At 41.3% G+C, this 24,836-nt stretch carries 24 protein-coding genes and 4 tRNA genes; 16 read left to right on the forward strand and 12 right to left on the reverse strand.

Annotated features, from left to right (window positions below):
• Window positions 1-13: 13 nt before the first annotated feature.
• The 5 genes from H171_RS05805 to H171_RS05825 form a co-directional block, all read right to left on the reverse strand.
• Window positions 14-832, reverse strand: coding sequence for an FAD binding domain-containing protein (locus tag H171_RS05805; protein ID WP_100304299.1), 819 nt, complete (start codon window positions 830-832; stop codon window positions 14-16).
• The gene (locus H171_RS05810) at window positions 826-1,299 is read right to left on the reverse strand and encodes a (2Fe-2S)-binding protein (protein WP_100304300.1); all 474 of its coding nucleotides are present in this window, start codon (window positions 1,297-1,299) and stop codon (window positions 826-828) included. Before H171_RS05810 ends, H171_RS05805 begins: the two co-directional genes overlap by 7 nt.
• Window positions 1,299-3,425: a xanthine dehydrogenase family protein molybdopterin-binding subunit gene (locus tag H171_RS05815; protein WP_100304301.1), complete on the reverse strand. Its 2,127-nt coding sequence runs from the start codon at window positions 3,423-3,425 to the stop codon at window positions 1,299-1,301. The genes H171_RS05810 and H171_RS05815 overlap by 1 nt, the downstream gene beginning before the upstream one ends.
• 17 nt (window positions 3,426-3,442) lie before the next feature.
• A complete protein-coding gene (locus tag H171_RS05820) occupies window positions 3,443-4,066 on the reverse strand; it encodes a nucleotidyltransferase family protein (RefSeq protein ID WP_100304302.1) in 624 nt (207 codons plus the stop codon).
• A gap of 94 nt (window positions 4,067-4,160) precedes the next feature.
• Complete coding sequence (locus H171_RS05825) at window positions 4,161-5,090, reverse strand: NTP transferase domain-containing protein (protein ID WP_100304303.1); 930 nt, start codon at window positions 5,088-5,090, stop codon at window positions 4,161-4,163.
• Window positions 5,091-5,325: 235 nt separating this feature from the next.
• Between H171_RS05825 and H171_RS05830 the strand changes: the two genes are divergently transcribed.
• The 6 genes from H171_RS05830 to H171_RS05855 all read left to right on the forward strand — a co-directional run bounded on the left by H171_RS05830 (window position 5,326) and on the right by H171_RS05855 (window position 12,593).
• Window positions 5,326-6,690, forward strand: a complete 1,365-nt coding sequence (locus tag H171_RS05830) for an MATE family efflux transporter (RefSeq protein WP_100304304.1) — start codon at window positions 5,326-5,328, stop codon at window positions 6,688-6,690.
• Between the two features lie 12 nt (window positions 6,691-6,702).
• Window positions 6,703-7,614 (forward strand): acetamidase/formamidase family protein, encoded by a 912-nt coding sequence (locus tag H171_RS05835; RefSeq protein ID WP_100304305.1) that lies wholly within the window; start codon window positions 6,703-6,705, stop codon window positions 7,612-7,614.
• A 101-nt stretch (window positions 7,615-7,715) separates the two neighbouring features.
• The gene (locus H171_RS05840; RefSeq protein ID WP_100304306.1) at window positions 7,716-8,786 is read left to right on the forward strand and encodes a branched-chain amino acid aminotransferase; all 1,071 of its coding nucleotides are present in this window, start codon (window positions 7,716-7,718) and stop codon (window positions 8,784-8,786) included.
• Window positions 8,787-8,870: 84 nt separating this feature from the next.
• Complete coding sequence (locus H171_RS05845; protein WP_100304307.1) at window positions 8,871-9,782, forward strand: AEC family transporter; 912 nt, start codon at window positions 8,871-8,873, stop codon at window positions 9,780-9,782.
• Window positions 9,783-10,199: 417 nt separating this feature from the next.
• A complete protein-coding gene (gene thrS, locus H171_RS05850) occupies window positions 10,200-12,161 on the forward strand; it encodes a threonine--tRNA ligase (protein WP_100304308.1) in 1,962 nt (653 codons plus the stop codon).
• A 117-nt stretch (window positions 12,162-12,278) separates the two neighbouring features.
• Window positions 12,279-12,593, forward strand: coding sequence for a DUF1540 domain-containing protein (locus H171_RS05855; protein WP_025233446.1), 315 nt, complete (start codon window positions 12,279-12,281; stop codon window positions 12,591-12,593).
• 65 nt (window positions 12,594-12,658) lie between these two features.
• On the opposite strand, the gene H171_RS05860 is transcribed toward H171_RS05855, so the two are convergent.
• Window positions 12,659-13,072 carry an EamA family transporter gene (locus H171_RS05860; protein WP_100304309.1) on the reverse strand — a complete coding sequence of 138 codons (414 nt, stop codon included), beginning with the start codon at window positions 13,070-13,072 and terminating at the stop codon, window positions 12,659-12,661.
• A gap of 366 nt (window positions 13,073-13,438) precedes the next feature.
• Here H171_RS05860 and infC point away from each other — a divergent pair, with 366 nt between their 5' ends.
• The 5 genes from infC (at window position 13,439) to H171_RS05885 (ending at window position 16,782) form a co-directional block, all read left to right on the forward strand.
• Window positions 13,439-13,936, forward strand: a complete 498-nt coding sequence (gene infC, locus H171_RS05865) for a translation initiation factor IF-3 (RefSeq protein ID WP_025233444.1) — start codon at window positions 13,439-13,441, stop codon at window positions 13,934-13,936.
• A 23-nt stretch (window positions 13,937-13,959) separates the two neighbouring features.
• Complete coding sequence (gene rpmI / locus H171_RS05870; RefSeq protein ID WP_013272956.1) at window positions 13,960-14,157, forward strand: 50S ribosomal protein L35; 198 nt, start codon at window positions 13,960-13,962, stop codon at window positions 14,155-14,157.
• A gap of 29 nt (window positions 14,158-14,186) precedes the next feature.
• Window positions 14,187-14,543: a 50S ribosomal protein L20 gene (gene rplT, locus H171_RS05875; protein ID WP_024295099.1), complete on the forward strand. Its 357-nt coding sequence runs from the start codon at window positions 14,187-14,189 to the stop codon at window positions 14,541-14,543.
• A gap of 488 nt (window positions 14,544-15,031) precedes the next feature.
• Entirely contained in the window at window positions 15,032-15,904 is an 873-nt protein-coding gene (locus H171_RS05880; RefSeq protein WP_100304310.1) for a substrate-binding domain-containing protein, read from the forward strand.
• A 518-nt stretch (window positions 15,905-16,422) separates the two neighbouring features.
• Entirely contained in the window at window positions 16,423-16,782 is a 360-nt protein-coding gene (locus H171_RS05885) for a hypothetical protein (protein ID WP_100304311.1), read from the forward strand.
• Between the two features lie 841 nt (window positions 16,783-17,623).
• Here H171_RS05885 and H171_RS24070 read toward each other — a convergent pair.
• The gene (locus H171_RS24070) at window positions 17,624-17,800 is read right to left on the reverse strand and encodes a hypothetical protein (RefSeq protein ID WP_157803122.1); all 177 of its coding nucleotides are present in this window, start codon (window positions 17,798-17,800) and stop codon (window positions 17,624-17,626) included.
• Between the two features lie 560 nt (window positions 17,801-18,360).
• Between H171_RS24070 and H171_RS05890 the strand changes: the two genes are divergently transcribed.
• Window positions 18,361-18,873, forward strand: a complete 513-nt coding sequence (locus H171_RS05890) for a GNAT family N-acetyltransferase (protein WP_100304312.1) — start codon at window positions 18,361-18,363, stop codon at window positions 18,871-18,873.
• 150 nt (window positions 18,874-19,023) lie between these two features.
• On the opposite strand, the gene H171_RS24875 is transcribed toward H171_RS05890, so the two are convergent.
• Complete coding sequence (locus H171_RS24875) at window positions 19,024-19,488, reverse strand: TspO/MBR family protein (protein WP_100304313.1); 465 nt, start codon at window positions 19,486-19,488, stop codon at window positions 19,024-19,026.
• Between the two features lie 211 nt (window positions 19,489-19,699).
• Between H171_RS24875 and H171_RS05900 the strand changes: the two genes are divergently transcribed.
• Window positions 19,700-20,128 carry a GNAT family N-acetyltransferase gene (locus H171_RS05900; RefSeq protein ID WP_100304314.1) on the forward strand — a complete coding sequence of 143 codons (429 nt, stop codon included), beginning with the start codon at window positions 19,700-19,702 and terminating at the stop codon, window positions 20,126-20,128.
• A gap of 184 nt (window positions 20,129-20,312) precedes the next feature.
• On the opposite strand, the gene H171_RS05905 is transcribed toward H171_RS05900, so the two are convergent.
• On the reverse strand, window positions 20,313-20,840 hold the full coding sequence (locus H171_RS05905; RefSeq protein ID WP_100304315.1) for a nitroreductase family protein: 528 nt from the start codon (window positions 20,838-20,840) through the stop codon (window positions 20,313-20,315).
• 558 nt (window positions 20,841-21,398) lie between these two features.
• Here H171_RS05905 and H171_RS05910 point away from each other — a divergent pair.
• Window positions 21,399-21,617 (forward strand): hypothetical protein, encoded by a 219-nt coding sequence (locus tag H171_RS05910; protein ID WP_100304316.1) that lies wholly within the window; start codon window positions 21,399-21,401, stop codon window positions 21,615-21,617.
• A 347-nt stretch (window positions 21,618-21,964) separates the two neighbouring features.
• Here H171_RS05910 and H171_RS05915 read toward each other — a convergent pair.
• Together H171_RS05915 and H171_RS05920 are read right to left on the reverse strand one after the other, a co-directional pair.
• Window positions 21,965-22,037: transfer RNA gene (locus tag H171_RS05915), tRNA-Asn, on the reverse strand.
• A gap of 64 nt (window positions 22,038-22,101) precedes the next feature.
• Window positions 22,102-22,185: transfer RNA gene (locus H171_RS05920), tRNA-Leu, on the reverse strand.
• A 158-nt stretch (window positions 22,186-22,343) separates the two neighbouring features.
• On the opposite strand from H171_RS05920, the gene H171_RS05925 reads away from it, so the two are divergent.
• Together H171_RS05925 and H171_RS05930 are read left to right on the forward strand one after the other, a co-directional pair.
• Window positions 22,344-22,427 (forward strand) — tRNA-Leu (locus H171_RS05925).
• A gap of 52 nt (window positions 22,428-22,479) precedes the next feature.
• Window positions 22,480-22,563, forward strand: a tRNA-Leu gene (locus tag H171_RS05930).
• 568 nt (window positions 22,564-23,131) lie between these two features.
• On the opposite strand, the gene H171_RS05935 is transcribed toward H171_RS05930, so the two are convergent.
• Window positions 23,132-24,313, reverse strand: coding sequence for a sensor histidine kinase (locus H171_RS05935; RefSeq protein ID WP_157803123.1), 1,182 nt, complete (start codon window positions 24,311-24,313; stop codon window positions 23,132-23,134).
• Between the last annotated feature and the right edge of the window lie 523 nt (window positions 24,314-24,836).

Consider the following 24,836-nt stretch of genomic DNA (forward strand, 5'->3'; position numbering starts at 1 on the left):
AAACTCCTTCCGGCTAAATGCCTTTTTCTTCTAAGAAATCCTTAAGCAGGTTCATACAGACTGCCTTTCGGTATTCTGCTGATACGCGGCCTCTGGTCAATACAAGGCGCTCCCCGTAAGCAGAAAGCAGCTCTTCTTTGGAAGCGCTTGCTTCATCGAGGGTTTTATCAGACAGTCCGGCTTCTAAATCCTGAAAGCGGAGAACTGTATCGGACACGGCGCCAAATGCGGCGGCCATCTGTTGGATCCTTCCATTTTCTACAGTCAGAAGACCTGCAAATGAAACACGGGAAATGGCAAGAGCGTTTCGCCCGCCGACTTTCTTATAATAATATTGATCCAGGCCCCGTTTAGGGAGAAGTATCTCTACAATCAGCTCCTCTGGCTTTAAATCCAGTTTTTTTCTTCCTAAATAAAAATCTTCAATGTTTACGGTCCGCTGACCGTGGACGGAGGCAAGACGTATTTTTGCGCCGCAGACAAAAAGGATCAGCACGGAATCAGCTTTGGCAGACCCGTTTCCGATATTGCCTCCAAAGGTTCCCATATTCCGGATTGCAGGGGCCGCAATTTGTGCAACAGCCTCTTTCATAAGCGGGTGAATCAGGTCGGATTCCAGCGCCTCTGTAAAGGTAACGCAGGAACCGATGGAAATATAATCCCCTTCCTCCCGGATATTCCTTAATTCATCCAACCCGTTTAAGAAAAGATAGGAGACCCCTTTTCTGTTTTCCACCATAAGATCAGTGCCGCCTGCATAAGGAACGGCATCGGTAGTTTTCTTTATTTCCAATGCTTCCTGTAAGGAAGCTGGTCTGTATCCATTTACCATAATCCATTTCCCTCCTTTGCGGCAATATGAATTGCATTTACAATGGCGTTATACCCGGTACAGCGGCACAGATTTCCGGATAGTCCTTCCCTTATCTGGCTGTCTGTGGGATTAGGAATCCTGCTCAAAAGGGCTTCAGCAGCCATTACCATTCCTGGAATACAAAAACCGCACTGCACCGCCGAAGTGGCAGCGAAGGCTTTATTTAATACGGCAAAGCGCTCCGTCTCCCGAAAACCTTCCAGAGTGACAATGCTGGCGCCCTCAACAGCACCCATAGCAACACAGCAGGTGTTTACCAGAATTCCGTTCATCAGGACGGAACAGGCGCCGCATTCTCCTTCCTTGCATCCGCATTTGACACTGGTCATACGGAAGGAATCTCTTAAAACATCCAGAAGACGGTCTGCTGCGCTGCCGTCATAAGCAGTTTCCTCTCCGTTTAACAGAAAATTGATAGCTTCCATTATAACCCCTCCTTCATAATCACTTTCATGGTATCCTCTGCTGTAAATGGGGCGTGATTCAGCTTGACTCCATGCCCCAGGGCCTGTTCCACAGCTTCCACATAAGCGGCAGGAACCCCTACCAGAGGCAGTTCTCCGGCTCCTTTGGCCCCATAGGGTCCGTCTGGATATTCTTCCACATGCAGCATACAAGTTAGGTTCGTCACATCGGCGGAAGTGGGTATTAAATAATCAGAGAATGAATTGTTTCGGATTCTTCCTTTCTGGTCGTAATCCATATATTCGGTGGAAGAGTAGCCGATCCCCTGAAGGAATCCGCCTTCCATCTGCCCCATAACAATGTTGTAGTCAATGGGCGTGCCAACGTCAAAATTGCCGTAAGCCCCAAGAATCTTCGTCAGCCCTGTATAGGTATCCACCTCTACTTCTGCGGCGTTGACCCCCCAGGCATAGGTGGGATAAGCATCTCCCTGGAATTTATCCAGGTAGAAGGGAATGACAAAGTCAGGTTCTTTAAACCGTTCTTCCACCATCTGATCCTCCCCGTCCTTCCATTGGGAGCGCAGCTTAATGGCACAGCGGCGGAGGAGTTCTCCTACTACCATGAGGGAACGGGAGGCAACAGTGGGGCCGGAGTCCGGAACCCGGGCCGTATCCGGATGATCGTAATAAACCCTATCAAGAGGAAGATTTAATTCCCTGGCAACGATTTTAGGAAACGTGGTACGCAGCCCCTGGCCGATTTCTCCGTTGGATGCCAGGATCTCTACCGTGCCGTCGGGATATTTGTGAAGCCTGCATACGGCTTTGATAATGTCCCGTTCACCGGAACCGGTAAACCCAGCTCCGTGAAAATGCATGGAAATTCCGATTCCTCTGCGGTACCGTCCGGTCTGAGGCTTTGCATATTCCCGGCGCTTTCTGCGGTAATCACATGCCTGGTCAATTTCATCGATCATGGAAGGAATGGGGACAGGAAAATGGTATTTTCCGGAAGTGGAAGTGGAATCCCCCTGCTTTACAATGTGTTTTTCCTTAAATTCCAGACTGTCGATTCCCAGATCCATTGCAATATGGTCCATCATCATTTCAACTGCAAAAAATGTCTGAGGGGCGCCGAAGCCACGGTAAGCTCCTGTGGGAGTGGTGTTGGTTTTTAAGGCCCTACCTCTTACGTGGAGATTTTCAATGTCATAAATTCCGTTTGAGCAGATAATCCCCCGTTGAAGAACCACGGCAGACAGGGTGGTGTAAGCGCCGCTGTTGAATTTTACATCTATGTCCATGGCGGTCACTTTGCCGTTCCTGACGGCTACTTTATATCTGCAGAGAGAAGGGTGGCGTTTGGAGGTAAACTCTAGATCTTCCCGGCGGTCAAAGATGCAGCGGACGGGAGCACCGGCCTTTTTGGCAGCAACAGCTACCTGACAGCCCAGGATTGACGGAAATGCCTCTTTTCCGCCGAAGCCTCCTCCGGTCACATCCTGTTTGATATGTACCTGATCCGGTCCGCAGCCAAGGGCCCTCATAACGGCTCCGTGTACGTAATAGGCGCATTGGAGGGACCCGTGGATAAACATTCTTCCGTTTTCCTCAGGTTCCGCCATCATTCCCTGGGTTTCCAGATAGGTCTGGTCCTGATATCCGGTGGTGAATTCTTCTTCATAGATCTTGTCGGCTTCAGCAAAGGCCTTCTCCATATTCCCTTTGCCATATTCATAGTCAAAGAATACGGTATCCGCATTGCCAAGGTCCAGGACAGGTTCCAGTTCTTCATAGGAAACCTGGATCTCGGCCAGAATGCGGTCAACCACCGCTTCTTCCGGCCCCACTACCATACCAATGGGCTCGCCGATGTATTCTACCGTTTCCCGGGCATAAACAGGCGTATCGTCCATGACGATGTTTACATGATTATCACCGGGAACATCAGATTTATCAACGTAAAAATAGCCGTTGGGAAGGGGCGGGATGTTAACGGCGGTTAGTCTTGCACGGGCCAGCCTGGAACGAAGGATTTTACCTACCAGAACCCCATCATTTTCATAATCGCCTACATAAACAGAGCGGCCCGCCATCTTTGCCTCATGGTCTTTTTTAACTACTGGCTGACTGATGTTTTCCATTGTTTCATTACCTCCTTTTAAATTTTGGCCGGACAAAACCGGCTGATGCATACTTCATAATCTTCCATGGTATCCAGATCCGTCCATACGCCGTCATCATCCACCGGGACGTGGATGATGGAATCCTCCTGCTGCTTCCAAAGCTGGCGCAGACCGCCTTCTCCTTCAAATTGCAGTATGATGTCACGGAATCTGTAATCAATCAGGGGTGGGTGCTTTCTGTATCCTCCCAAAGTGGGAAAGAGGACAGTAGGCCGGTTGTCTGGCCGGGCTTTTAAAAGTTTATGGAATGTGTTTTTTTTAACAACCGGCATGTCACCTGGAAGCAGGAAAAATGATCTGCATTGGGGCATGGAGCGAAGTCCATATTTTATGGAAGTCAGCATATCGGTAGTTTCATAGTGAGGATTGCTGGCATAAATGATTTCTTTCCCATAATGAAGGCGAAGAACCGACTCAATCTCATCTCCCCGGTAACCCAGAACAATTACGATCTGTTTCACTCCTGCTGCCAGCATGCTGTCGATGGTGCTTTCAATCAGTGTTTTTCCCCGAAACGGCATCAGCGGCTTAAAATCCCCCATGCGGCTGGATAATCCTGCGGCCAGTATAAGGCCGCAGGCAGAACTGGCTCCAAGCATAAAAAATCCCCCCTTTTATAATAACACTATGATTATAATGCCATTATAAAAGGGGGTTATGTATGTTTCAAATTCTTCCTGGGAAGCACTCGCTTTACCGGAATAATCCACTGTCACGAAACAGAGAGGAAAATTCTTTTTGTGTAAACTGAAATATATTATCCTCCAGTTTCTGCCATGTCCTTAAGAACTGGAGGCCCTGGGGAGTCAGGGTGGTGTTTCCGCCACGTTTGCCACCATGTTTCCGCTCTGTAATGGGATATCCCGTTTCTTCTTCCAGCTTATTTAACATATCCCATGCTTTCCCGTAGGACAAGGCCATGCGGTCACAGGCACTGCGGACGGAATGGGTGTCGAGGATCAGGTACAGAAGAAGTTTGATTCTTGTATTAAAGAAAACAGATTCCTTTTGGAGGTTTAACTGAACGGTAGGATGGAGAAGTGCCCGGTTATGCTCTGCCAGATAGTCCTCCAATTGGCGGCAGTCCCGTACACTGATAAAGATTCCGGGGTCATCCACAGGTAGAAAGATGCGGCGGTCGGGTATAGAAGAGATGGCCGCCTTTAAGCCTCCGATTCCAGAGTAGGCAATGATTTCCGGAACAACAGTTTCTGAAAGAATAATGGGATGGCCGCCTTTGCCCATACAGGAAGGTGTTATAATATCTCCGTTAGTGGCCAGCAGGCTATTTAGAGTGGCCGGAGTGAACATGGGAACATTTACCGGTGTAAAGACCATCCGGTCACATTTTCCCAGTAAATATTTCAGGCCTATTTTTACGGAGTCAATAAGCTCTGGCTGCTCGCAGTTCTCATTGCGGATAAAGATCACTCCATAGCTGGATAACTGGTATTTTACTTCATCCTCCTCTGCTCCGGTTACGACTACAATGGGAAAAATACCAGCCTGTTGAAAGGATATAACTATACGTTTTATTATGGGGATTGTCCCGATCTGCAGCAATGGTTCCGCATCTTTTTTGCTGGCGGCTGCAATCACCCCGCCAATCCGGCTGATTTTCATATTGGGTCATCCTCCTTAAATAAATATCTGTTTCAATCATAGCATGAGGTAGGGAGCCGGGCAAGTTCTTGTAACAAGGATCTTGACAGAATTGTTATGGAAGATAAGCCTTATTGAGGCATAGGAACCCTGTTAATATAGATTTTATCGCCGATACAGGATTTTATGGGGAAAAACTGGATGCAAAATCAGAAAGATGATGTTATGATAAAACAGGTAAGGAGATAATTCTGAAATGACAGATACAAAGAATGATTTTTCAAAAGGAAACGTGGTGGAAAACATATTAAAGCTGGCCGTCCCCATGACATTGGCTCAGCTGATTAATGTGCTTTACAACATCGTTGACAGAATTTATATAGGAAGGCTTCCGGAAAATGCGACCATGGCATTAACAGGACTTGGCCTGTGCCTGCCCATCATTTCCATAGTCATAGCCTTTGCCAATTTATTCGGAATGGGCGGTGCGCCTTTGTGCTCCATTGAGAGGGGGCGGGGGAATGATAAGGAAGCGGAAAAGATCATGGGTAATTCATTTATCCTCCTGGTGTTTTTTGGCCTGGGGCTTACCGTTTTGGGTCTGATTTTAAAAAAGCCCATGCTTTATTTGTTTGGCGCCAGCGATCTTACATATCCTTTTGCGGATCAATACATCAGCATTTACCTGCTTGGCAATGTTTTCGTTATGATCGGCCTTGGGATGAACAGCTTTATCAACTCTCAGGGATTTGGAACAATGGGGATGGTAACGGTTCTTTTAGGAGCGGTTGCCAATATTATTTTAGACCCCATATTTATTTTTGTTCTGGATATGGGGGTAAGAGGTGCGGCCCTTGCGACCATATTGTCTCAGTTACTTTCTGCTCTCTGGATTGTTAAATTCCTGACAGGAAAGAAGGCTATTTTAAAGCTTAGGACCTCCTGCTTTCGTTTGAGAAAACACAGGGTAAAAGATATCATTGCCCTTGGAATGTCAGGCTTTACCATGTCCATTACCAACAGTCTGGTGCAGATCATGTATAATGCTTCCTTGCAGCGCTATGGCGGCGATTTGTATGTGGGAGTAATGACCGTCATCAATTCGGTCCGGGAGGTAATATCTATGCCTGTAAGCGGAATTACCAATGGTGCGCAGCCGGTCATGGGCTTTAATTACGGGGCACAAAAATATGACCGGGTAAAACGGGCAATTATTTTTACATCAGTAGTTTCCATCGCATATACCACAGTCATGTGGGGACTGGTCCATGGTTTCACAGAGTTTTTCATCCGGATTTTTAATCAGGAAGAAGCACTGTTAAAGGCAGGTGTCCCGGCGATGCGGATCTATTATTTCGGCTTCTTTTTTATGTCCCTGCAGTTCGCCGGCCAGTCTGTGTTTGTGGCCCTGGGAAAAGCAAAAAAAGCAGTATTTTTTTCCATTTTCCGCAAGGTGGTGATCGTGATTCCTCTGATCCTCATCCTTCCGGGTCTGCTTGGTAACGGGGCGGCGGGAGTCTTTATGGCGGAGCCGGTTTCCAATCTCTTGGGAGGCGGAGCCTGCTTTATAACCATGCTGGCGACTATATGGCCGGAGCTTAGTGAAAAAAGAAAACAGTAAAAGGAGAAACGTATGAAAACTATAACCAGGGATTATATTACAAATGTTCTTGCAAAAGAGAATCCGCCCTGTGCTAGGATCAGGGCAGGAGAGATCGTGGCCTTTGAGACCTATGACTGCTTTACAAACCAGTTTCTTCCGGAAGAGGCGACCTTTGAAACTGTAATAAGAAAACCAGGAAATCCGGCTACAGGGCCTCTCTGCATTGAGGGAGCGATGCCGGGAGATATGCTTAAGATCGATATTCTGGATATTGAGATGGGTCCTGTGGGAATTGTCATGTTAGGGCCTGGCAGCGGAAGCGAAAAGGAGGAATTTCCCCGGAAGATATTAAGACGGGTGCTTGTAAAGGGAGGATACGCCTATTTCAATGAACGGGTCAAAATCCCGGTAAAACCCATGATCGGCGTCATCGGGGTGGCTCCGGCAGGAGAGGGAGTATCCACCATCACCCCTATGGATCATGGCGGAAATATGGATTGTACTCAGATCAAAAAAGGAGCATCTTTATATCTGCCTGTATTTGTGGAAGGGGCGCTTTTGTCTATGGGGGATTTTCATGCTGTCATGGGAGACGGCGAAGTGGAGGACTGCGGTCTGGAAATAGAAGGGCGGGCTACTGTCCGGGTGAGCGTTGTGAGAAATAAAAACTGTGTTTCCTATCCAATGATAGAAACAGAGGATAAGCTTATTACCCTTGCATCCAGGGAACAGGTGGAGGAAGCCTGGCGGGCGGCGACCAGACAGATGTATGAATTCATGAAGGAAAAGATGGGTATGGATTATGAAGAGGCCGGCATGCTGCTTACCATGACCGGAGACCTTGTTATCTGCCAGACAGTAAATCCTATGAAAACGGTAAGAATGGAACTTCCCCGCCATATAACCCAAAGTTATGGTTTTGATTCCATTTCGGTAGAGTAAATAAGGCTTAAGATTCTTGACAGCCAACCCTTTTTGGAAGATAATGATAGATAAATTACAATAACTGACAGATATGCCGGTAAGGGAAAGGAAGAGTATCAATGCAGACAATCAGAATCGAAAAAACAACTTGCCCGAAAGAAAAACCAGGCAATGATAACCCGTTGACATTTGGAACCATATTTACGGATCACATGTTTGAGGTAGACTATGAAGATGGAAGAGGCTGGTATGATCCCAGGATCGTGCCTTATCATAAGCTGGAGCTGGACCCTTCTTCCATGGTATTCCATTACGGACAGGAGATGTTCGAGGGCTTAAAGGCATACAAGACAAAAGATGGCAGGGTCTTGCTGTTCCGTCCTGATAAGAATATCGAGCGTGCCAACAGAAGCAACCGAAGGCTTTGCATCCCGGATATTCCGGAAGATCTGTTTTTAGAAGGCTTAAAAACAGTTGTAAACGTAGATCAGGACTGGATCCCTACAAAACCGGGAACCTCCCTTTATATCAGGCCTTTTGTAATTGCTACCGACCCCTTCTTAGGGGTCAGGCCCTCCAACACCTATAAGTTCATGATTATCTTATCGCCTGTTGGAGCTTATTATGCCAGCGGACTTGATCCGGTCAAGATATGGATCGAGGATGAATATGTAAGAGCAGTAAAGGGCGGCATCGGTGAAGCTAAGACAGGGGGGAATTATGTTGCTTCCCTGGCTTCCCAGGTAAAGGCTCATGACGAGGGCTATTCCCAGGTGCTATGGCTTGACGGTGTCCACCGGAAATACATCGAAGAAGTTGGTGCCATGAACATCTTCTTTAAGATCAACGGCGTAGTCATCACACCGGAGCTAAACGGAAGCATCCTCCCGGGCGTTACCAGGGATTCCGTCATTGCCCTGTGTAAAAAATGGGGAGTGGCTGTTGAAGAACGGAAGGTTTCGGTTGATGAGGTGGTCGAGGCGGCAAGATCCGGAGCAATGGAAGAATGCTTTGGTACAGGAACAGCTGCTGTCATATCCCCGGTTGGTGAACTTCGGTTTGAAGAAGAGAGAATGTCTGTGGGAGGTGGCAGGATCGGAGAATTGACCCAGAAACTTTATGATTCCATTACCGGCATCCAGCTGGGCATGATTGAAGGACCAGATGGCTGGTCCGTGGAAGTAAAATAAATCTTACAGAATTTATCCGGCGGAGCTGATCCTATAGCGCCGCCGGAAATTTTGAGGAATACAGAAAGAAAAAGGGAGCCGGATATGACAGCGGTACTGATAAAGGCAGTTGCATTTGTATCAATTATTATTATGGGATACCTGCTCAAACGGGCAGGTTTTTTTCAGGCAAAGGATTTTTACCTGATCTCCAGGATCGTGATCAGGATTACCCTTCCTGCAGCCATTGTATCCAATTTCAGTAGGATCACCATGGATTACTCCATTCTTTTTGTATGTGCAATTGGATTTTTGTGCAATTGTGTGACGGTTGCCGCAGGGTATGTGATGTATGCCCGAAGAACAAAGGCTTTAAGGGCTTTTGCAATGATCAACATGTCTGGTTATAATGTGGGAAATTTTACAATGCCTTTTGTGCAGAGCTTTTTAAGCCCTGTCGGATTTGCCGCCACAAGCTTGTTTGATGCCGGGAATGCTGTTATGTGTACCGGAATGACTTTTACCCTGGCCGGCATGGTGATAGGAGAGGAGGAAAAGCCTTCCATAAAAAAGGCTGTGCTTAATCTATTTTCCTCGGCTCCTTTTGATGCCTATGTCATAATGACAGTTTTAAGCATACTTAATATAAAGCTGCCTTCTGTTTTGGTCACCATCGCGGATACATCAGGGGGAGCCAATGCGTTTCTCGCCCTTTTAATGCTTGGCATTGGTTTTGAGATCCGAATGGAAAAGGAAAAGATGAGTCACATTCTAAGGATATTAGTGGTACGGTATATTCTTGCAGTTTTTATGGCAGTTGGATTTTATTTTCTGGCACCCTTTGGGCTCGATGTTCGCCGGGCACTGGTGATCGTGTCTCTTGGCCCAGTATCGTCAGTGGCGCCTGCATTTACCGGTGCTTTAAACGGAGATATCGAGACAGCGAGTGCAATCAATTCCCTGTCAATTGTCATCAGTATAGCTGCAATTACAGCAGCTCTGATCATTCTTTTGTAAGAAAATTTTTTATGACGCTTGACAAACGGCACAACCGTGTTATAATCTAAAGCTATAAAGCAATATAGAAAAAGCATTGACAAGACCAGTACCATATCAGGAAAGGCCAGAGAGAGGCGCGTTTGGTGAAAGCGTCTTACGGGAATGATATGAGAAGACCAGCTTGGAGCGTCCCGTAATGGGGAACGGTGATTCCGTTATCATCATATGAAGTGGTTTGAACGTTTAATTTGTTCACTCAAGCAAGGGTGGAACCGCGATTTCTTTGAATAGAATCGTCCCTTTCTGTATGGAAGCATACAGAAAGGGGCTTTTTTTATTTTCATAAGCGATTCACAGAACGGATATGCTTACTCGCCAATCCACTTTCGATAAACAAAACATGTAACAATAATATGTAAAGGAGATTGATGGCAAATGAAGATTACGTTAAAAGACGGCTCAGTCAAGGAATATGAACATGCAATGTCAGTGATTGACATCGCTTCCGATATAAGCGAAGGCCTGGCTAGAAATGCCTGCGCGGGCGAGGTGGATGGAAAGGTTGTGGATTTGAGGACCGAGGTTGATGGGGACTGCAGTTTAAGCATTCTTACGGTCAGCGATCCGGCAGGTCTTTCTGCATATCGTCATACAGCAAGCCATATCCTGGCACAGGCTGTGAAAAGGCTGTATCCCCAGGCAAAGCTTGCAATCGGACCGTCCATTGAAAATGGATTTTATTATGATTTTGATATCCCTTCTTTTTCAAGAGAAGATCTTGACAAAATCGAAGGTGAGATGAAGAAGATCATAAAGGAAGGTGCAAAGATCGAGCGCTTTACCCTTCCGAGAGAAGAAGCAGTTAAATTTATGGAGGAAAAGGGCGAACCTTATAAAGTAGAACTGATTCAGGATCTTCCTGAGGATTCGGAAATTTCCTTCTACCGTCAGGGAGAGTTTACGGACCTTTGCGCAGGCCCCCACCTTATGAGCACCAAATCCATCAAGGCATATAAGCTCACTTCTTCCTCTGGTGCTTATTGGAGAGGCAGCGAGAAAAACGCTATGCTGACTCGTGTATACGGCACTGCTTTTGCTAAGAAGGAAGAATTAAATGAATACCTGGAATATCTGGCAAACATTAAGAACCGGGATCATAACAAGCTGGGCCGTGACATGGAGATTTTCGCAACGGTTGATGTAATCGGCCAGGGACTTCCTCTATTAATGCCCAAGGGTGCAAAGATTGTCCAGACGTTACAGAGATGGATCGAGGATGAGGAAGAGAAGCGGGGCTATATGAGAACAAAAACCCCTCTCATGGCAAAGAAGGATTTATATATCATTTCCGACCACTGGGATCACTATAAGGAAGGAATGTTTGTACTGGGAAATGAGGAAACAGATGATGAGGTATTTGCTCTCCGTCCAATGACCTGCCCATTCCAGTACTATGTTTACAAACAGAGCCAGAAATCCTACCGTGATCTGCCTTGCAGATACGGCGAAACCTCTACCCTGTTCCGCAACGAGGATTCCGGCGAGATGCACGGATTAACTCGTGTACGCCAGTTTACTATTTCCGAAGGTCACTTAATCGTGCGTCCTGATCAGATTGAAGAGGAATTTAAGGGGTGCGTGGATCTGGCAAAATACTGTCTCACAACACTTGGCCTGGAAGGCGACGTGACTTATCAAATGTCCAAATGGGATCCAAATAAAGCGGATCATTATCTGGGCACACCAGAGATGTGGGATGAAGTGGAAGGCATGATGCGCAAGATTCTTGACCACATCGGAATCGAATATACGGAAGCTGCAGGAGAAGCGGCGTTCTATGGGCCTAAGCTGGATATTCAGGCAAAGAATGTATATGGTAAGGAAGATACCATGATTACCATTCAGTTAGATATGTTCTTAGCAGACCGCTTTGATATGAGCTTCGTGGATAAGGATGGAACAAAGAAACGTCCTTATATCATCCATAGAACTTCCATGGGATGCTATGAAAGAACACTGGCCTGGCTGATTGAAAAATACGAGGGAGCATTCCCGACATGGTTATGTCCAGAGCAGGTTCGCGTACTTCCGATTTCTGAAAAATACCATGACTACGCAGAAAAAGTTGCGGCTCAGTTAAAGGATAACGGCGTTCTGGCAACGGTTGACGAGCGTGCGGAAAAGATCGGTTACAAGATCCGTGAGGCGCGTTTGTCAAAGCTTCCATATATGCTGGTGGTAGGTCAGAAAGAGGAAGAAGATGGTGTCGTATCTGTCCGCAGCCGCTTTAACGGCGATGAGGGACAGCGTCCGCTTTCCGATTTCATTGATGATATCTGCCGCGAGATCCGGACAAAGGAAATCAAAAAGGTAACTATAACTGAAGAAGCGAAATAAGATCTATCATGGCTTAAGGAAAAGAAGGGAAATATTCGTGAGAATATTTTCCTTCCGCTGCGTGCATAATAATCCTGAAACATTATCTTAGGTAAGAATGCCAGGAGGAAATAGGCCATGACAAAATTAGATTGTAATGTAACAAGCTGTCTTCATAATTCAGATAATTATTGCTGTAAGTCCGCCATTATCGTGGAAGGATCCCAGGCAAAGGACAGCTATGATACCTGCTGTGGAAGCTTTGATGAGAATAAGGACGGTTCTTTCCATAACTTATTCAAGACTCCGGAAAGCCGACTGGAAGTGGACTGCGAAGCTGTTAACTGTGTTTATAATGAAGGACGCCACTGTTCTGCAGAGCATATTGGAATCGCAGGGGACGGTGCGAACGCAGCAGAGCATACCGAATGCTCCACCTTTAAAACCAGATAATCATTAAAAAATAAGATGCGCTGGGAGGAAATTCCTGACGCATCTTATTTAAATCGTTGATCGGATCATAAGATCATAACAAAGGTTCCTGCCGTAATCATAAGGATGCCTATGAGTTTTTTCAAAGTAAATTGTTCATGGAGGATAAGAAAAGCCAGGATCACAGTGAGAACTATGCTTAGCTTATCTACGGGAACTACCTTGGAAGCTTCACCAATTTGAAGGGCCTTGTAATAGCAAATCCAGGAGAGGCCGGTAGCAATGCCGGACAGGATGAGAAAGATCCAGCTTTTTCTGCTGATTTCAGGCAGACCGGTCTGGGCTCCTGTGAGAAAAACGATCAACCAGGCCATGAGCACCACAACAATTGTCCGTATGGCCGTAGCCAGATTGGAATTGACTCCTTCGATTCCCATTTTAGCCAAAATAGAGGTGAATGCGGCAAAAACGGAGGAAAGAAGAGCGAAAGCAAACCACATAAAAAGCGCCTCCTGATTCGTTTATTTTATTACATACTACTATTGTAGCTCTCCCGATAGAAAGTTGCAAGATAAACCTTAAAAGGAAAAAAAGGACAATGTTTTAAAAATATGTTGACAGAAAGATAAATATATAGTATTATTATGTGAGTTGTGAAAACAGCAAACAGGAAAGTAGGTATCCGCCTCACCACGGCACGAGTAAGTGTCCCTGGTTCATAGCCTTTTGTACATAGGTTTACTGTGTAGAGACTTTGGTGGTGGATAGCATTTGTCTATCTACTTTTTTTTATGCCTATGGGCAAGCAATGTGGATTCCAGCCAACACACACTATATAATGGAGGTGCACGACAATTAGCGATTTAATGATTAATGAACAGATCAGAGATAAGGAAGTTCTGTTGATTGGTGAAAACGGAGAAAAATTGGGAATCATGTCTACCAGGGATGCTTTGCAGATGGCAAAGGAATCAGAACTGGATTTGGTTAAGATTGCTCCGACTGCAAAACCACCGGTTTGTAAGATTATCGATTATGGTAAATATCGTTATGAACTGGCAAGGAAAGAAAAAGAAGCTAAAAAGAAACAGAAGGTAATCGAAGTAAAGGAAGTTCGTTTATCTCCTAACATTGACACCAACGATTTAAACACGAAGATGAGCGCCGCAAGGAAGTTCCTCGAAAAGGGAGATAAAGTTAAGGTAACCTTACGTTTCAGAGGTCGTGAGATGGCGCATATGTCAAAGTCAAGGTATATTCTGGATGACTTCGCTGAGAAGCTAGCAGATATCGCTGTTATTGACAAGCCACCTAAGGTAGAAGGAAGAAGCATGGTTATATTTTTGAATGCAAAACGCCAGTAGAACTTATCAAGGAGGAAAATACAATGCCTAAATTAAAAACCAGTAAATCAGCTGCTAAACGCTTTAAAGTTACAGGAACGGGAAAGCTTGTAAGAAATAAAGCTTACAAATCTCACATCTTAACTAAGAAATCAACTAAGAGAAAAAGAAATCTTAGAAAAGATATCGTTACTGATGCAACAAACGCAAAAGTAATGAAGAAGATTTTACCATATTTATAGGATCTTAAGTTAAGAAGGAGGAAAAACCGATGGCAAGAATTAAAGGCGGTATGAACGCTAAGAAAAAACATAACAGAGTGTTAAAGATGGCTAAAGGCTACAGAGGCGCTCGTTCCAAACAGTATAGAGTAGCAAAGCAGTCAGTCATGAGAGCATTAACAAGCTCCTATGCAGGCAGAAAAGAGAGAAAGAGACAGTTCAGACAGTTATGGATTGCCCGTATCAATGCTGCAGCACGTATTAACGGTGTATCTTACAGCGTATTTATGCACGGCTTAAAGTTAGCTGGAGTTGATTTAAACAGAAAAGTTCTGGCTGACATGGCAGTGAATGATGCAGAAGGCTTCGCAAAATTAGCAGAACTGGCTAAGTCCAAAGTGGCTTAATCGCATATACAAACCTCGGAAACCTCGTGTTTACGGGGTTTTTTTTGATGCCGCGAGCGTCTAAAAATGAGTAAATTTTGATTCGTAATATACGCGTAATGTACAAGCGCTTTTAGAACTTTTCAGGAATTTTATTAATATCTGCAAGTAGTACTTCCGTCGTTTTATGGGTGTACGACCCTTTGGTTAAGTAACAGAATGGCCTGCAATGAGCGATAGTTATTCTTAAATATCAATTTAACGAAGTAATATTACGCCCCCCCCTCACATATAATTGTATATCCGTATATTCTTCCAAATCTATAAGTTATGCCGGTTATATGAGTATTAAAGCGCCTTCTGCTATAGATTCGATTTATATCAAGAATTAGAAGTGTTCCAAATTAATTTATCAGAACACTCGTTGTAAAGCCTGAATTTCAGCACTAGGTGTGAATGTAATTGGACCAACATTAAAATTGATTATTAATATAGGAGATGTTGTAGAAATGAACCATATAGTAAATGAGAATTATAGAATTTATTTAATAACCATGGATAAAAGTGATCAATTTTGGAAGGTTATGGATAATGGTGCTAGAGAAATGGCTTCTATGTTAGGTGTTACATATGAATGGGACGCCCCCTTAACGAGAGATGTAAATAAACAAATTGAAATATTTAATAATGCCGTAGTAGCGGGAGCAGATGCAATAATGTTAGCGGCGAGTGATCCTTTAAAGATTTCAAGAGCAGTTGAAGAAGCGAAAGCAAAGGGTGTAAAAATCATTTATGTTGATGCACCAGCGTTTGAAGAAGCAGTCATAACCTTAGCTACAGATAATTATACAGCTGGTAAGATAGCTGGAGAAAATATGTTTTACGAATTAGAGGAGATTGGTGTCACATATGGTTCAATAGGAATCATTGGGATAACTCCTGAAAACAGAACGACTGTAAATCGGGAATTGGGATTTCGTGATTATTTTAAATCGTTTGTCAGATATCAAATATTAGAAACAATATACACGAATGGTGACCCAGAGTTAGCAAAACAAGCAACGGAAAAATATATAAGAGACAATCCCAATCTAGTTGGTGTTTTTTCAACGAATGAAGGAACTACATTAGGGCTGGGATATGCTTTGAGAGAAAATGATATAAATATTATCGGTATTGGATTTGATATCACAGAGGTAATTCAGGAAATGATAAGAGATAATACTTTAAAAGCTATATTGGTACAAAATCCATTTACAATGGGCTATTTGGGTATGGCTGAGGCAGTTGCTGCATTAAGGGGATTTGATACAGGTCCACAATTTATTAATACTGGAGTAACTGTAGTTAATATATATACACCAAGTCGAATATTATCATAAATAACTATATTTGAGAAGCTAGTTGATGCTGTTTTATCCAGGACGATTGAATGAATATCTATAAAGGAAAACTGGTCAGACAGTATGTCACAACTGTCTGACCGGCCCATTTATTTCCTTATTCCGTCGGTACTTATAATATGTCCTTTTTTCCTAATGATTCCAGACCTAAACGTGATTGCTGATTTTTAAAGGGGGCATCCGGTGTTGCGTACCCGCCTTGTGTTGTGAATGACTACGTTTGACAACCGTTTACAGATTTCAATAAGTAGTAATGGATTTTAATAAGTATCATCAGAGATTCTTTTTTAAACTGTTTAAAATATGTTCTGTCTTAAATTTCTGATCGACAATTCTGACAATATCATAATTATAAACCCCGCTATCTGTTTGAGGTTCGTTTCTTGCTGCCCCCTATGTGATAAATAATTTAATAAAATACGTGAACTATTATTGATTTACTCAATATTATATATTAAAAGTAATATAGCTAAAAAATAATAAGGAGTAATTATTATATGGAATTATATGCATTCGCCTCTGAATTTCCGGAATTATATGCAATGTTAAATGAAACTGTTAGATCCACTATTGCAGCGAACAATATGACCGGAGACGAGTCTCTCAGGGATTGGGACAATATGATTGATAATTATGTTAGTAATTTCGATTACGAGGATTATTATGGACAGGAGATGGGAGAAAGTTTATCTCAGCAGATACCTTTTGATGGTTTCGGAGGTAGGGATGGCAGAGATAGGGACAGAGATAGGGACAGAGACAGAGACCGCCGCCGCCGTCGCTTTCATGATTTTAATTTAAGAGATATTATCAGACTTTTGTTTTTAAGACAATTGTTCGACCGAGACCGTTTCTAAAATTTAGTTGTAAAACCCTGAATTTTGTGGTCACAAGCATCCCCTATAAATCAAAGATTAAGTATATGTTTTGGTATACTGTGGCTTGGATATAAATAAAAAAATCACAATATGTGCTTTAACATTCCCATAGTTAAAAGTATATCAACGTGCGCTTGGCTTCGGCTGGGCGCTTTTTTGTGGGTGAAATTATGTGAAAGAAAACAAAAATAGAACAGAATAAAAAAGAATCTATTTGGAGAGACAAACTCTCAGCCCCCTAAATAGAAGTGCTCCAGTGGGATGATCTTTAAATTGATACGAACCTCAGAAACCTCGTGTTTACGGTTTTTTGATGTCATGCGCCTGAAAACGAGTAAATTTTGATTCTCCCGGCGATATAGATGAATTTGTTTGATTAAACCTATATTTAACTGAATAATAGGAAGGTTAAGCCAAGTTTTTCTGCTGTAATAATATCCCGGCAACATGGTGCAATTGCGCGGCGGTATCAATGTATGAATGATTTTCGTGCAGTATTATCTGTAGCCATACTGGGAGTGTTATAAAGTAACGTCTGGTGCTGGTACTTTTAAAAAGTAATTTTGATAAATTGTTTTTCATCATATCACCTCAAAAATATGGTGTGTGGAACGGAAAATAATAATACAGGAAGTATCTGGATATCAATGAAATTAGTTTTACAGAAGAAAGTAACCTTACTGGTACAAGGCAAGAAGCTGATTGAAAAGGCCAAATGATCCCACTGTAAGATCTACCAGGAATGCATAACAGGTGCTGGAAAGATGATGCAAAGAATAACAAGGGAGATTTAAACCTCCCTTGCTTCACTGGATGATGCCTAATTGGATGTAATTCTAGGTTTAGGGCCTTCACCTGGAGGAGTATAAAATGGATCAATATAATCGCTATTTGGAACGGCTTTCGATCGATGTTCTGTATGGGTAACATTTTTATTACTGACATTATTGTCGGTAGTATTACCCTGGTTGTTGGTAGATTTATCTTTGCTATTCAAGATGGATGCTCCTTTCGTTTTTTAGTAGTGTCTGCAGAACAAAAAATTATATTCAAAATTTAGGTTTTAGCTCAATGGAGCAGGAAGGAATATATTATGAAAAATTATGATTTCCGGGAGGATGATTTCAAAACAGTACCTGGATTATATTAAAAAGGCTTAGATTATGCTGGGAGACACTATACAAGGAACAGTCGAAGCACAGAAGAGGAAAAGGAACTCTATTTAGAGTCCCTTGATTCACGGATTGCATTCTTCACTGCTTTTTTTATAACAAAATACAAAATTAGAAAGAACAATATTGGGCCGACAATTAAAAGTAAAAGATTGATAAAAGTTATAAATCCATCAAATATTAAATTGGTATCCATAGTCTTCACCTCCTTATACATCATAAGTATATCATAATTATTGTAAATGATAAATATAATCTGGGAGGTGAGCCGATTAATCAGGAATTAGAATGTAACGGATTATTAAACATTGGTGATTCAATATTGATAGTTAGAAGAGTTTGTTATATTATTATATAAAAATTTAATTTGTGGAGGAGTGGTAAATTGAGACTTCGTTTAGTAAAATTAGATAAAAAATATAAAATGCATCTAAATGATATGATGGAAGAATGGTATGCATCGGGTGAAAAAATCGTTCCTAATGCAATTGGAAGACTTGATTATCGTGATTTTGATAATTACATTAATTGTTTAGATAATAACGTCGAAAATGAAGGATTTGTACCATATTCTACTTTTTTTTGCTTAGATGAAGAAAGAGATATATTCGTTGGAGCCGTTAATATCAGGCATTATTTAAATGAATCTTTGCTGTTAAATGGTGGACATATCGGAGATGGAGTACGGCCTTCAGAAAGAAGGAAAGGAGTTGCGACCAAAATGATTGGTCTTGCCCTTGAAGAGTGCAAAAAGATTGGATTAGATAAAGCTTTAATGGTATGTGATAAGAAGAACATAGGCTCCGCGAAAAGTATAGAGAATAATGGTGGCGTCCTGGAAAATGAAATTTTAATGGATGGCATAGTAGAACAAAGATTTTGGATCAGCATTGACTAAATTCCAATTAAATAATGATAACCAATAACCAATAACTATCAGTATTAAGCTGAGATATTTTATTGCTATAAATCAGGTAAACTGATATTCACCTTAGGGGTGAAAACCTATGATTATCACCCCTGAGGTACACAATACAATCTTTGGAATTTAATTCATCAACAAAATTGTATAATTCAAATAAGCTGCAAATATGCACCATAAAAGATATGGGATCTGTAAGTATGCTGCAACAGAATTTATTTTATAAAACTGTTGGATCATTATAATTATTAGAATGATTAACAATATTAGCCATAAAAATGCAAGTAAATATTGAGAAAATCCAAAGAAAATAATGCTCCAAAAAAAGTTAAAGAAAAGTTGAAGTGCATAGATTTTTAGAGCTTTAGTTGAATTATCATTACCTGACACATAAATTATGTATGAAGATATTCCCATGAGGATATAAAGTAATGTCCAAACAATGGGAAAAATATAGGATGGAGGGCTAAGGGAGGGTTTATTTAATAAGGAATATGTTGACATGTTACCACTTATAAGAGCTGATAAAGAACCAACAGCCAAAGGTATAAGAATTGAAATTACTAGAGCACTTTTGTTTATAGGTTTCATATAATGCACTCCATGTGTATTTATTATAGTTTATGAGGTCACATCGAAGAATATTCGGATTTATAATCAAATAGATATAGATTTTTTAGATTAAAAATTTAAATGAAATTAACGCATTAGAGTACATTGAGAACTTAATATTGATATTTGGCAAGCTTGATGATATTCTATCTTTAAGAATTATTTATATTGGTTTTATGGAGGTGAGAAAATGTATATAACTATTTATAATGATTGTGGTGAGCAAGAGTTTATAAATTCAGTTCGTATAAATGGGTTGCTTGAGCACAATATGAAAAAAACAAACGGTAAATTAAAAGTACCAAATATGGAATTTACGAATATAGCACGCAATGAAAAGGGAGTTATTGTAGGAGGTGTATCAGGATCTACTTATCTCTCATCCTTAGAAATAGAGGTTCTTTGGGTACAGGAAGCTTATAGGGGACAAAAAATAGCATCGCGTTTATTGGAAGTAATTGAACATCAGGCAAAAGACGCTGGGTGCCAGATTGTTCATCTGACTACATATTCTTTTCAAGCTCCTCTTTTTTATCAAAAGCAAGGATATGTTATTTGTGGAGAAGTCAACGGTTTTCCCGATAATATCAGACTATATACTTTAAAGAAACAGTTGTAATTTATAGCGGAATGAACGGATAATTGAGAGAGCCAATGCGTTAAATAAAAATAGTATATGGCTTGCTTTTTATATGGGAGAAGAGAAGCAGACATATCTAATCATGCAAAAAATGCCTGTAAGCATGCTCCTCTTATCCAAGGCTGTAAATATTTTTTCTCTAGTTGTTTTATACTCTCTGCTATTAAAATTCTTTTCGATAACCATTTAACCAAGCTCTATCTTCAAAAGGTTTTTTTGTCACACCAGGATTTTCTTTATCTGGAATTCCCAAGGGCATATAGATAACTACTGTTAAATCTTCTGGAACTCCAAGAATCTCTCCCATTTTTTTGGCCTTTTCTCCTTCGATCTGTCCCTCAATCCAGGTAGTAGAATATCCCTTTGCATTTATTGCCAAGAGAATATTCTCAGCTGCGGCGGAGTAATCGTGTATGTGGTAGGAATTACCTTTATAGGAAATCGTTTCTTTTGTTAACAGAAGGATTGCTGCTGGCGCAGTCAGCGCCCATGATGCACCATATATAGTTGCCAGATTGTGTACCATCTCCTGATTATTTACTGCGATAAAACAAGTTGTCTGCTGATTGCAGCCTGAAGGGGCTGCTGCACCAGCTTTCAAGATTTCTTTTAAATCGGCATCAGGGATATAATTCGGTTTGAATGTTTTGCGATAACTTTTTCTTGTACAGATTGCTTCCATTAAGTCCATTCTATCAGGTCCTTTCTATCTTCCTGTTTATGATTATGTTTCTATAAAAAAGTATATCATGTATTTCCATATTTTGCGATAGTATAGACGTTAAATTACAACGAATGTAATTTATATATGCACTATTTAATGGCTTTTATTGCATGAACATACGCTTACTATATCAAATGCAAGCGGTGAAAGGGTAATACGGAAACCATGTGTTTCCAGGGGCTTTTTTTGACACTCAAAACGACACTTATCCACAATAATGTGGAAACAATTGTGGATTGTGTGTTAATGTCTGAAAATACGACAAAATTATGCAAATTATAACAGGACTGAGACCTATGGTTATACACAAATTCATTGCTAACACACCTTGTCTAGATGGTCCATATAATATAATGTAATACAGTAAAAAGATTAATTTATCAATTCATTCCTATTATAATAAGGGTTAAAATAAATACATATAAATAGCTTAATTGAGTGAATACCGGTGTCAAAGCCATCTTTTGCGGCATTCACATCTTTTCTTATGGGCCCATATAATAAAATATAAAAATAATAAAAGAGGTGCAAATATGGGCTGTTTTTGGGGCGGCTGTAATAATAACTGCAGGCGTAGTTGCAACAATAACTGCGGATGTGAAAATAGATCTTGTTGCGAAACAGAGAGAGATGAATGCGAAAAGGAAAGAAGAGAAGCTTACTGCGCAGGTTTTCGGGATGGCTGTAACAGCGCTTCCCGCTGGCGCGGTGATGATGACTGCTGATGAAATAAATGTAGAGTAGGAGAAATGCTCCAGGAGGCTGAGGGTTTCTGATTTGGAATGTGGCGCCGCAACAGGCGTTTGTATGCCATCTTTTAGGACGGTTATGTACACTTAGTAATTTGGTTGCCTACAGGTAAGAAAATAATATAAAATTATACGCTATATTAGCCCCGGGATTTTGGCCTCGGGGCTATTGTGTTGGGAAATTGTTTCGATCCTAAGTTCGGTCGGTGTTAAGTACAGATATCCAGGCACATCGGGATACATACTTTCTGCTATACTTGGAAAGGAAAAAGCGCAGACAAAGATGCCTGCGCTTTTTCGTATTATAATCACATGTGCCTTTTATTTCCAGGCAATAAAAAACTCCCCGAGTAGGACTTGAACCTACGACCCAACGGTTAACAGCCGTTTGCTCTACCGACTGAGCTATCGAGGAATACATGACTTATTATACCCGAAAAGTGAAATATGTCAATAGGGAAAATATAAATATTAAAAAGTGCGGGAGATGGGACTTGAACCCACACGAGCATACACCCACAAGATCCTTAGTCTTGCCTGTCTGCCAATTCCAGCACTCCCGCACAACGAACATTATCTTAGCACTTAAAAGTAAAATTGTCAATATTTTTTGAAAAATATATACAAAAAAAATATTTGAAAAATTTGGAGAAATGTTGTTGACATATAAGAGCTTGTATACTATAATAACTATTGTTGTTACGACAGATAACAACGAAATGCAGAAGTGGCGGAATTGGCAGACGCGCACGGTTCAGGTCCGTGTGGTAGCAATACCTTGAGGGTTCAAGTCCCTTCTTCTGCATGAAACTATGCAGATCGTCATAGCTGTGTGGTTTTCAATATTTATATGACATGCGGGAGTGCTGGAATTGGCAGACAGGCAAGACTAAGGATCTTGTGGGTGTATGCTCGTGTGGGTTCAAGTCCCATCTCCCGCATTATAATTTAAACCGGATTAGAATGTCCTGTGGAGATGACCACAGGACATTAAATTTTTTTGGGTTTTATGTTCAAAGGCAGCGCCATTAATAAATAAACAATGCCAATTTAGAGTCGAGGATTTAATGATAATCCCCGGCTCTTTTACGTTAAGGTTCTATTAAAAAGAAGCCTATTTTACAGTAAAACACAAAATTCGATACATATAAATCGCAATTAGGGAGTTTGGAAATAATAGGGATTATATTGGGGGTATAATAATTAATACAATTGTTAGATATTAATTACGGTAATTTGTCCGGTTGATAAACGGATAAATGGCTTGTCTGAATTCCTATCACCATTCCATCGTTTTCCCCAATTGAGCTTGTTCAACTGCCTTAAATTTGGCTTTCTGAATGAGCTCTTTTTTATGTACAAATAGAAAAATGTGGAGACATTCTTTCGGTGGCGAGACATATAAAAGAGTTGGAAGCCGGCCGCCCCTCATAGGCCGCCGGCCTTTTTTGTGACAGCATTTAAGATAATGGTCCGGGCACAATTTCTGGCAATCATGCTTTACGCAGGTTAGGACGGGCAGATTTTGGTTTCCTTATTATTCCATCGTTGTATGTTAACAGGCAGTAAAAGTGTTGTCCTAAATATCATTTTCTTCTGATCTACATCTATAACCATTATACCACCTAATTTTGTTGCCGTTTCATTAATGATTGATAAACCAAGGCCATGAAAATCCCGATTAGGCTTTGTTGATTCAGGAATTCCATTACGAATGAGTACTTTACCATGAAATGAGTTTTCTGTTTCGATTTTCAGCCAGCCATTGTGGGAAACAAATCTGCTTCTGATGGAAATAAATCTTTCAGAATCAGAAGTGACTTTTGCACAAGCCTCTGCTGCATTATTGAATAGGTTTGTAAACATACGGACAATATCGGTTTCAGATATATTATGACCGATGGGAAGATAGACATTAGCTGAAAATTGGGTGGATTGCTCCTTACATCGATCTGCGGTATCCTGCAGGAGAGCATCAAGCAGGATATTATTTGAATAAGAGTGTTGTACCGGAACTTGCTTTTGACTTTTATCGAGTATGGTATCGAGTAAGCTTATAGCTTTCTGATATTCACCGATGGACAACAGAGATTTTACAGAGGTTATCATATAATTGTAATCCTGTTTGAGAGCCCGAAAGCTCTCGATATATTTCTGATACGCTTTATAATGCCGCAATTGTCTCTCGAGCTGCTGTTGCTGCAATTCCGTATGTAATTCATATTTTAAAAGGAAACTGGTTCTGATTCCCCAGCTGACGAGCAATCCCTGTGCTGCAAAGCAGATGATACAGGAGATGATGCAGGCCATGTTATACCAGGTCAAATCGGCCATATAATACCGCCCCAGGTTGATAAACAGCAGATATCCCAGAAGGCAAACTTGAAAAATAGCTACAAACCGGATCTGTTCATTACTGCGGTAGAACGTTTCAACCTTCGCTTTTGGAGCGATGAAATGGCGAAAAAGCATATTGTAAACGAGAATCACGCATAAGGAAAGAATCCATGCAATGGGGGAGTAAAACTTGTCTTGCCTTACCCACTGTACGCTATGGTTCAGAATCAGAGCAAAAACCGGCAATACGATTCCTCGTCCCCAGTATAAAACTGCGACAAAATAGCCGCTCTCAAAAAGTAGCTGCATCGAATTCATTTGATACAATCCTTTTAATTCCAGCAGAACGATCAATAAGAGAGCCAGAACTCCATAATGTGAGGATATAGCCAATCCCCAGGTAGCACTGAAACTCCAATTGATGACTGCAGAAACCAGGAAGAATATCAAGTGATTTCGTTTCAACAAAAAATTCCTTCTATGATAAAGAAGAAAAGATACACTGTACACGGTAAAAAGGCATTCTGTGACAAACCGTAATAAAAGAGACATCGGTTACCTCCTTTCGTAAGAAAAACCTCTGTTCGGTGAAAAAATCAGACCAACAAGTAGCATTTACTCCAAGTTATATATAGGAATATAGATGGAGAAAAGAATAAATTTAAAATAGCATTTTTATCCATAATTAGCATTTATTATGCTCTTAATTCATTATTTGTTGTTCTCAATTACCGATCGATAGTGGAAGGGCATATGAAAGGTTTTTATTTTATAACGGCTAAATTCAATACATAAAAACTAAAATTGAGTACATATATTTCCAGAAAAATCAAGTTTCAAATTATACTCACAAAGTAAAGTATTAATATTACAAAAT

This window comes from [Clostridium] celerecrescens 18A (genome assembly GCF_002797975.1).
Taxonomy (GTDB): Bacteria; Bacillota; Clostridia; order Lachnospirales; family Lachnospiraceae; genus Lacrimispora; species Lacrimispora celerecrescens.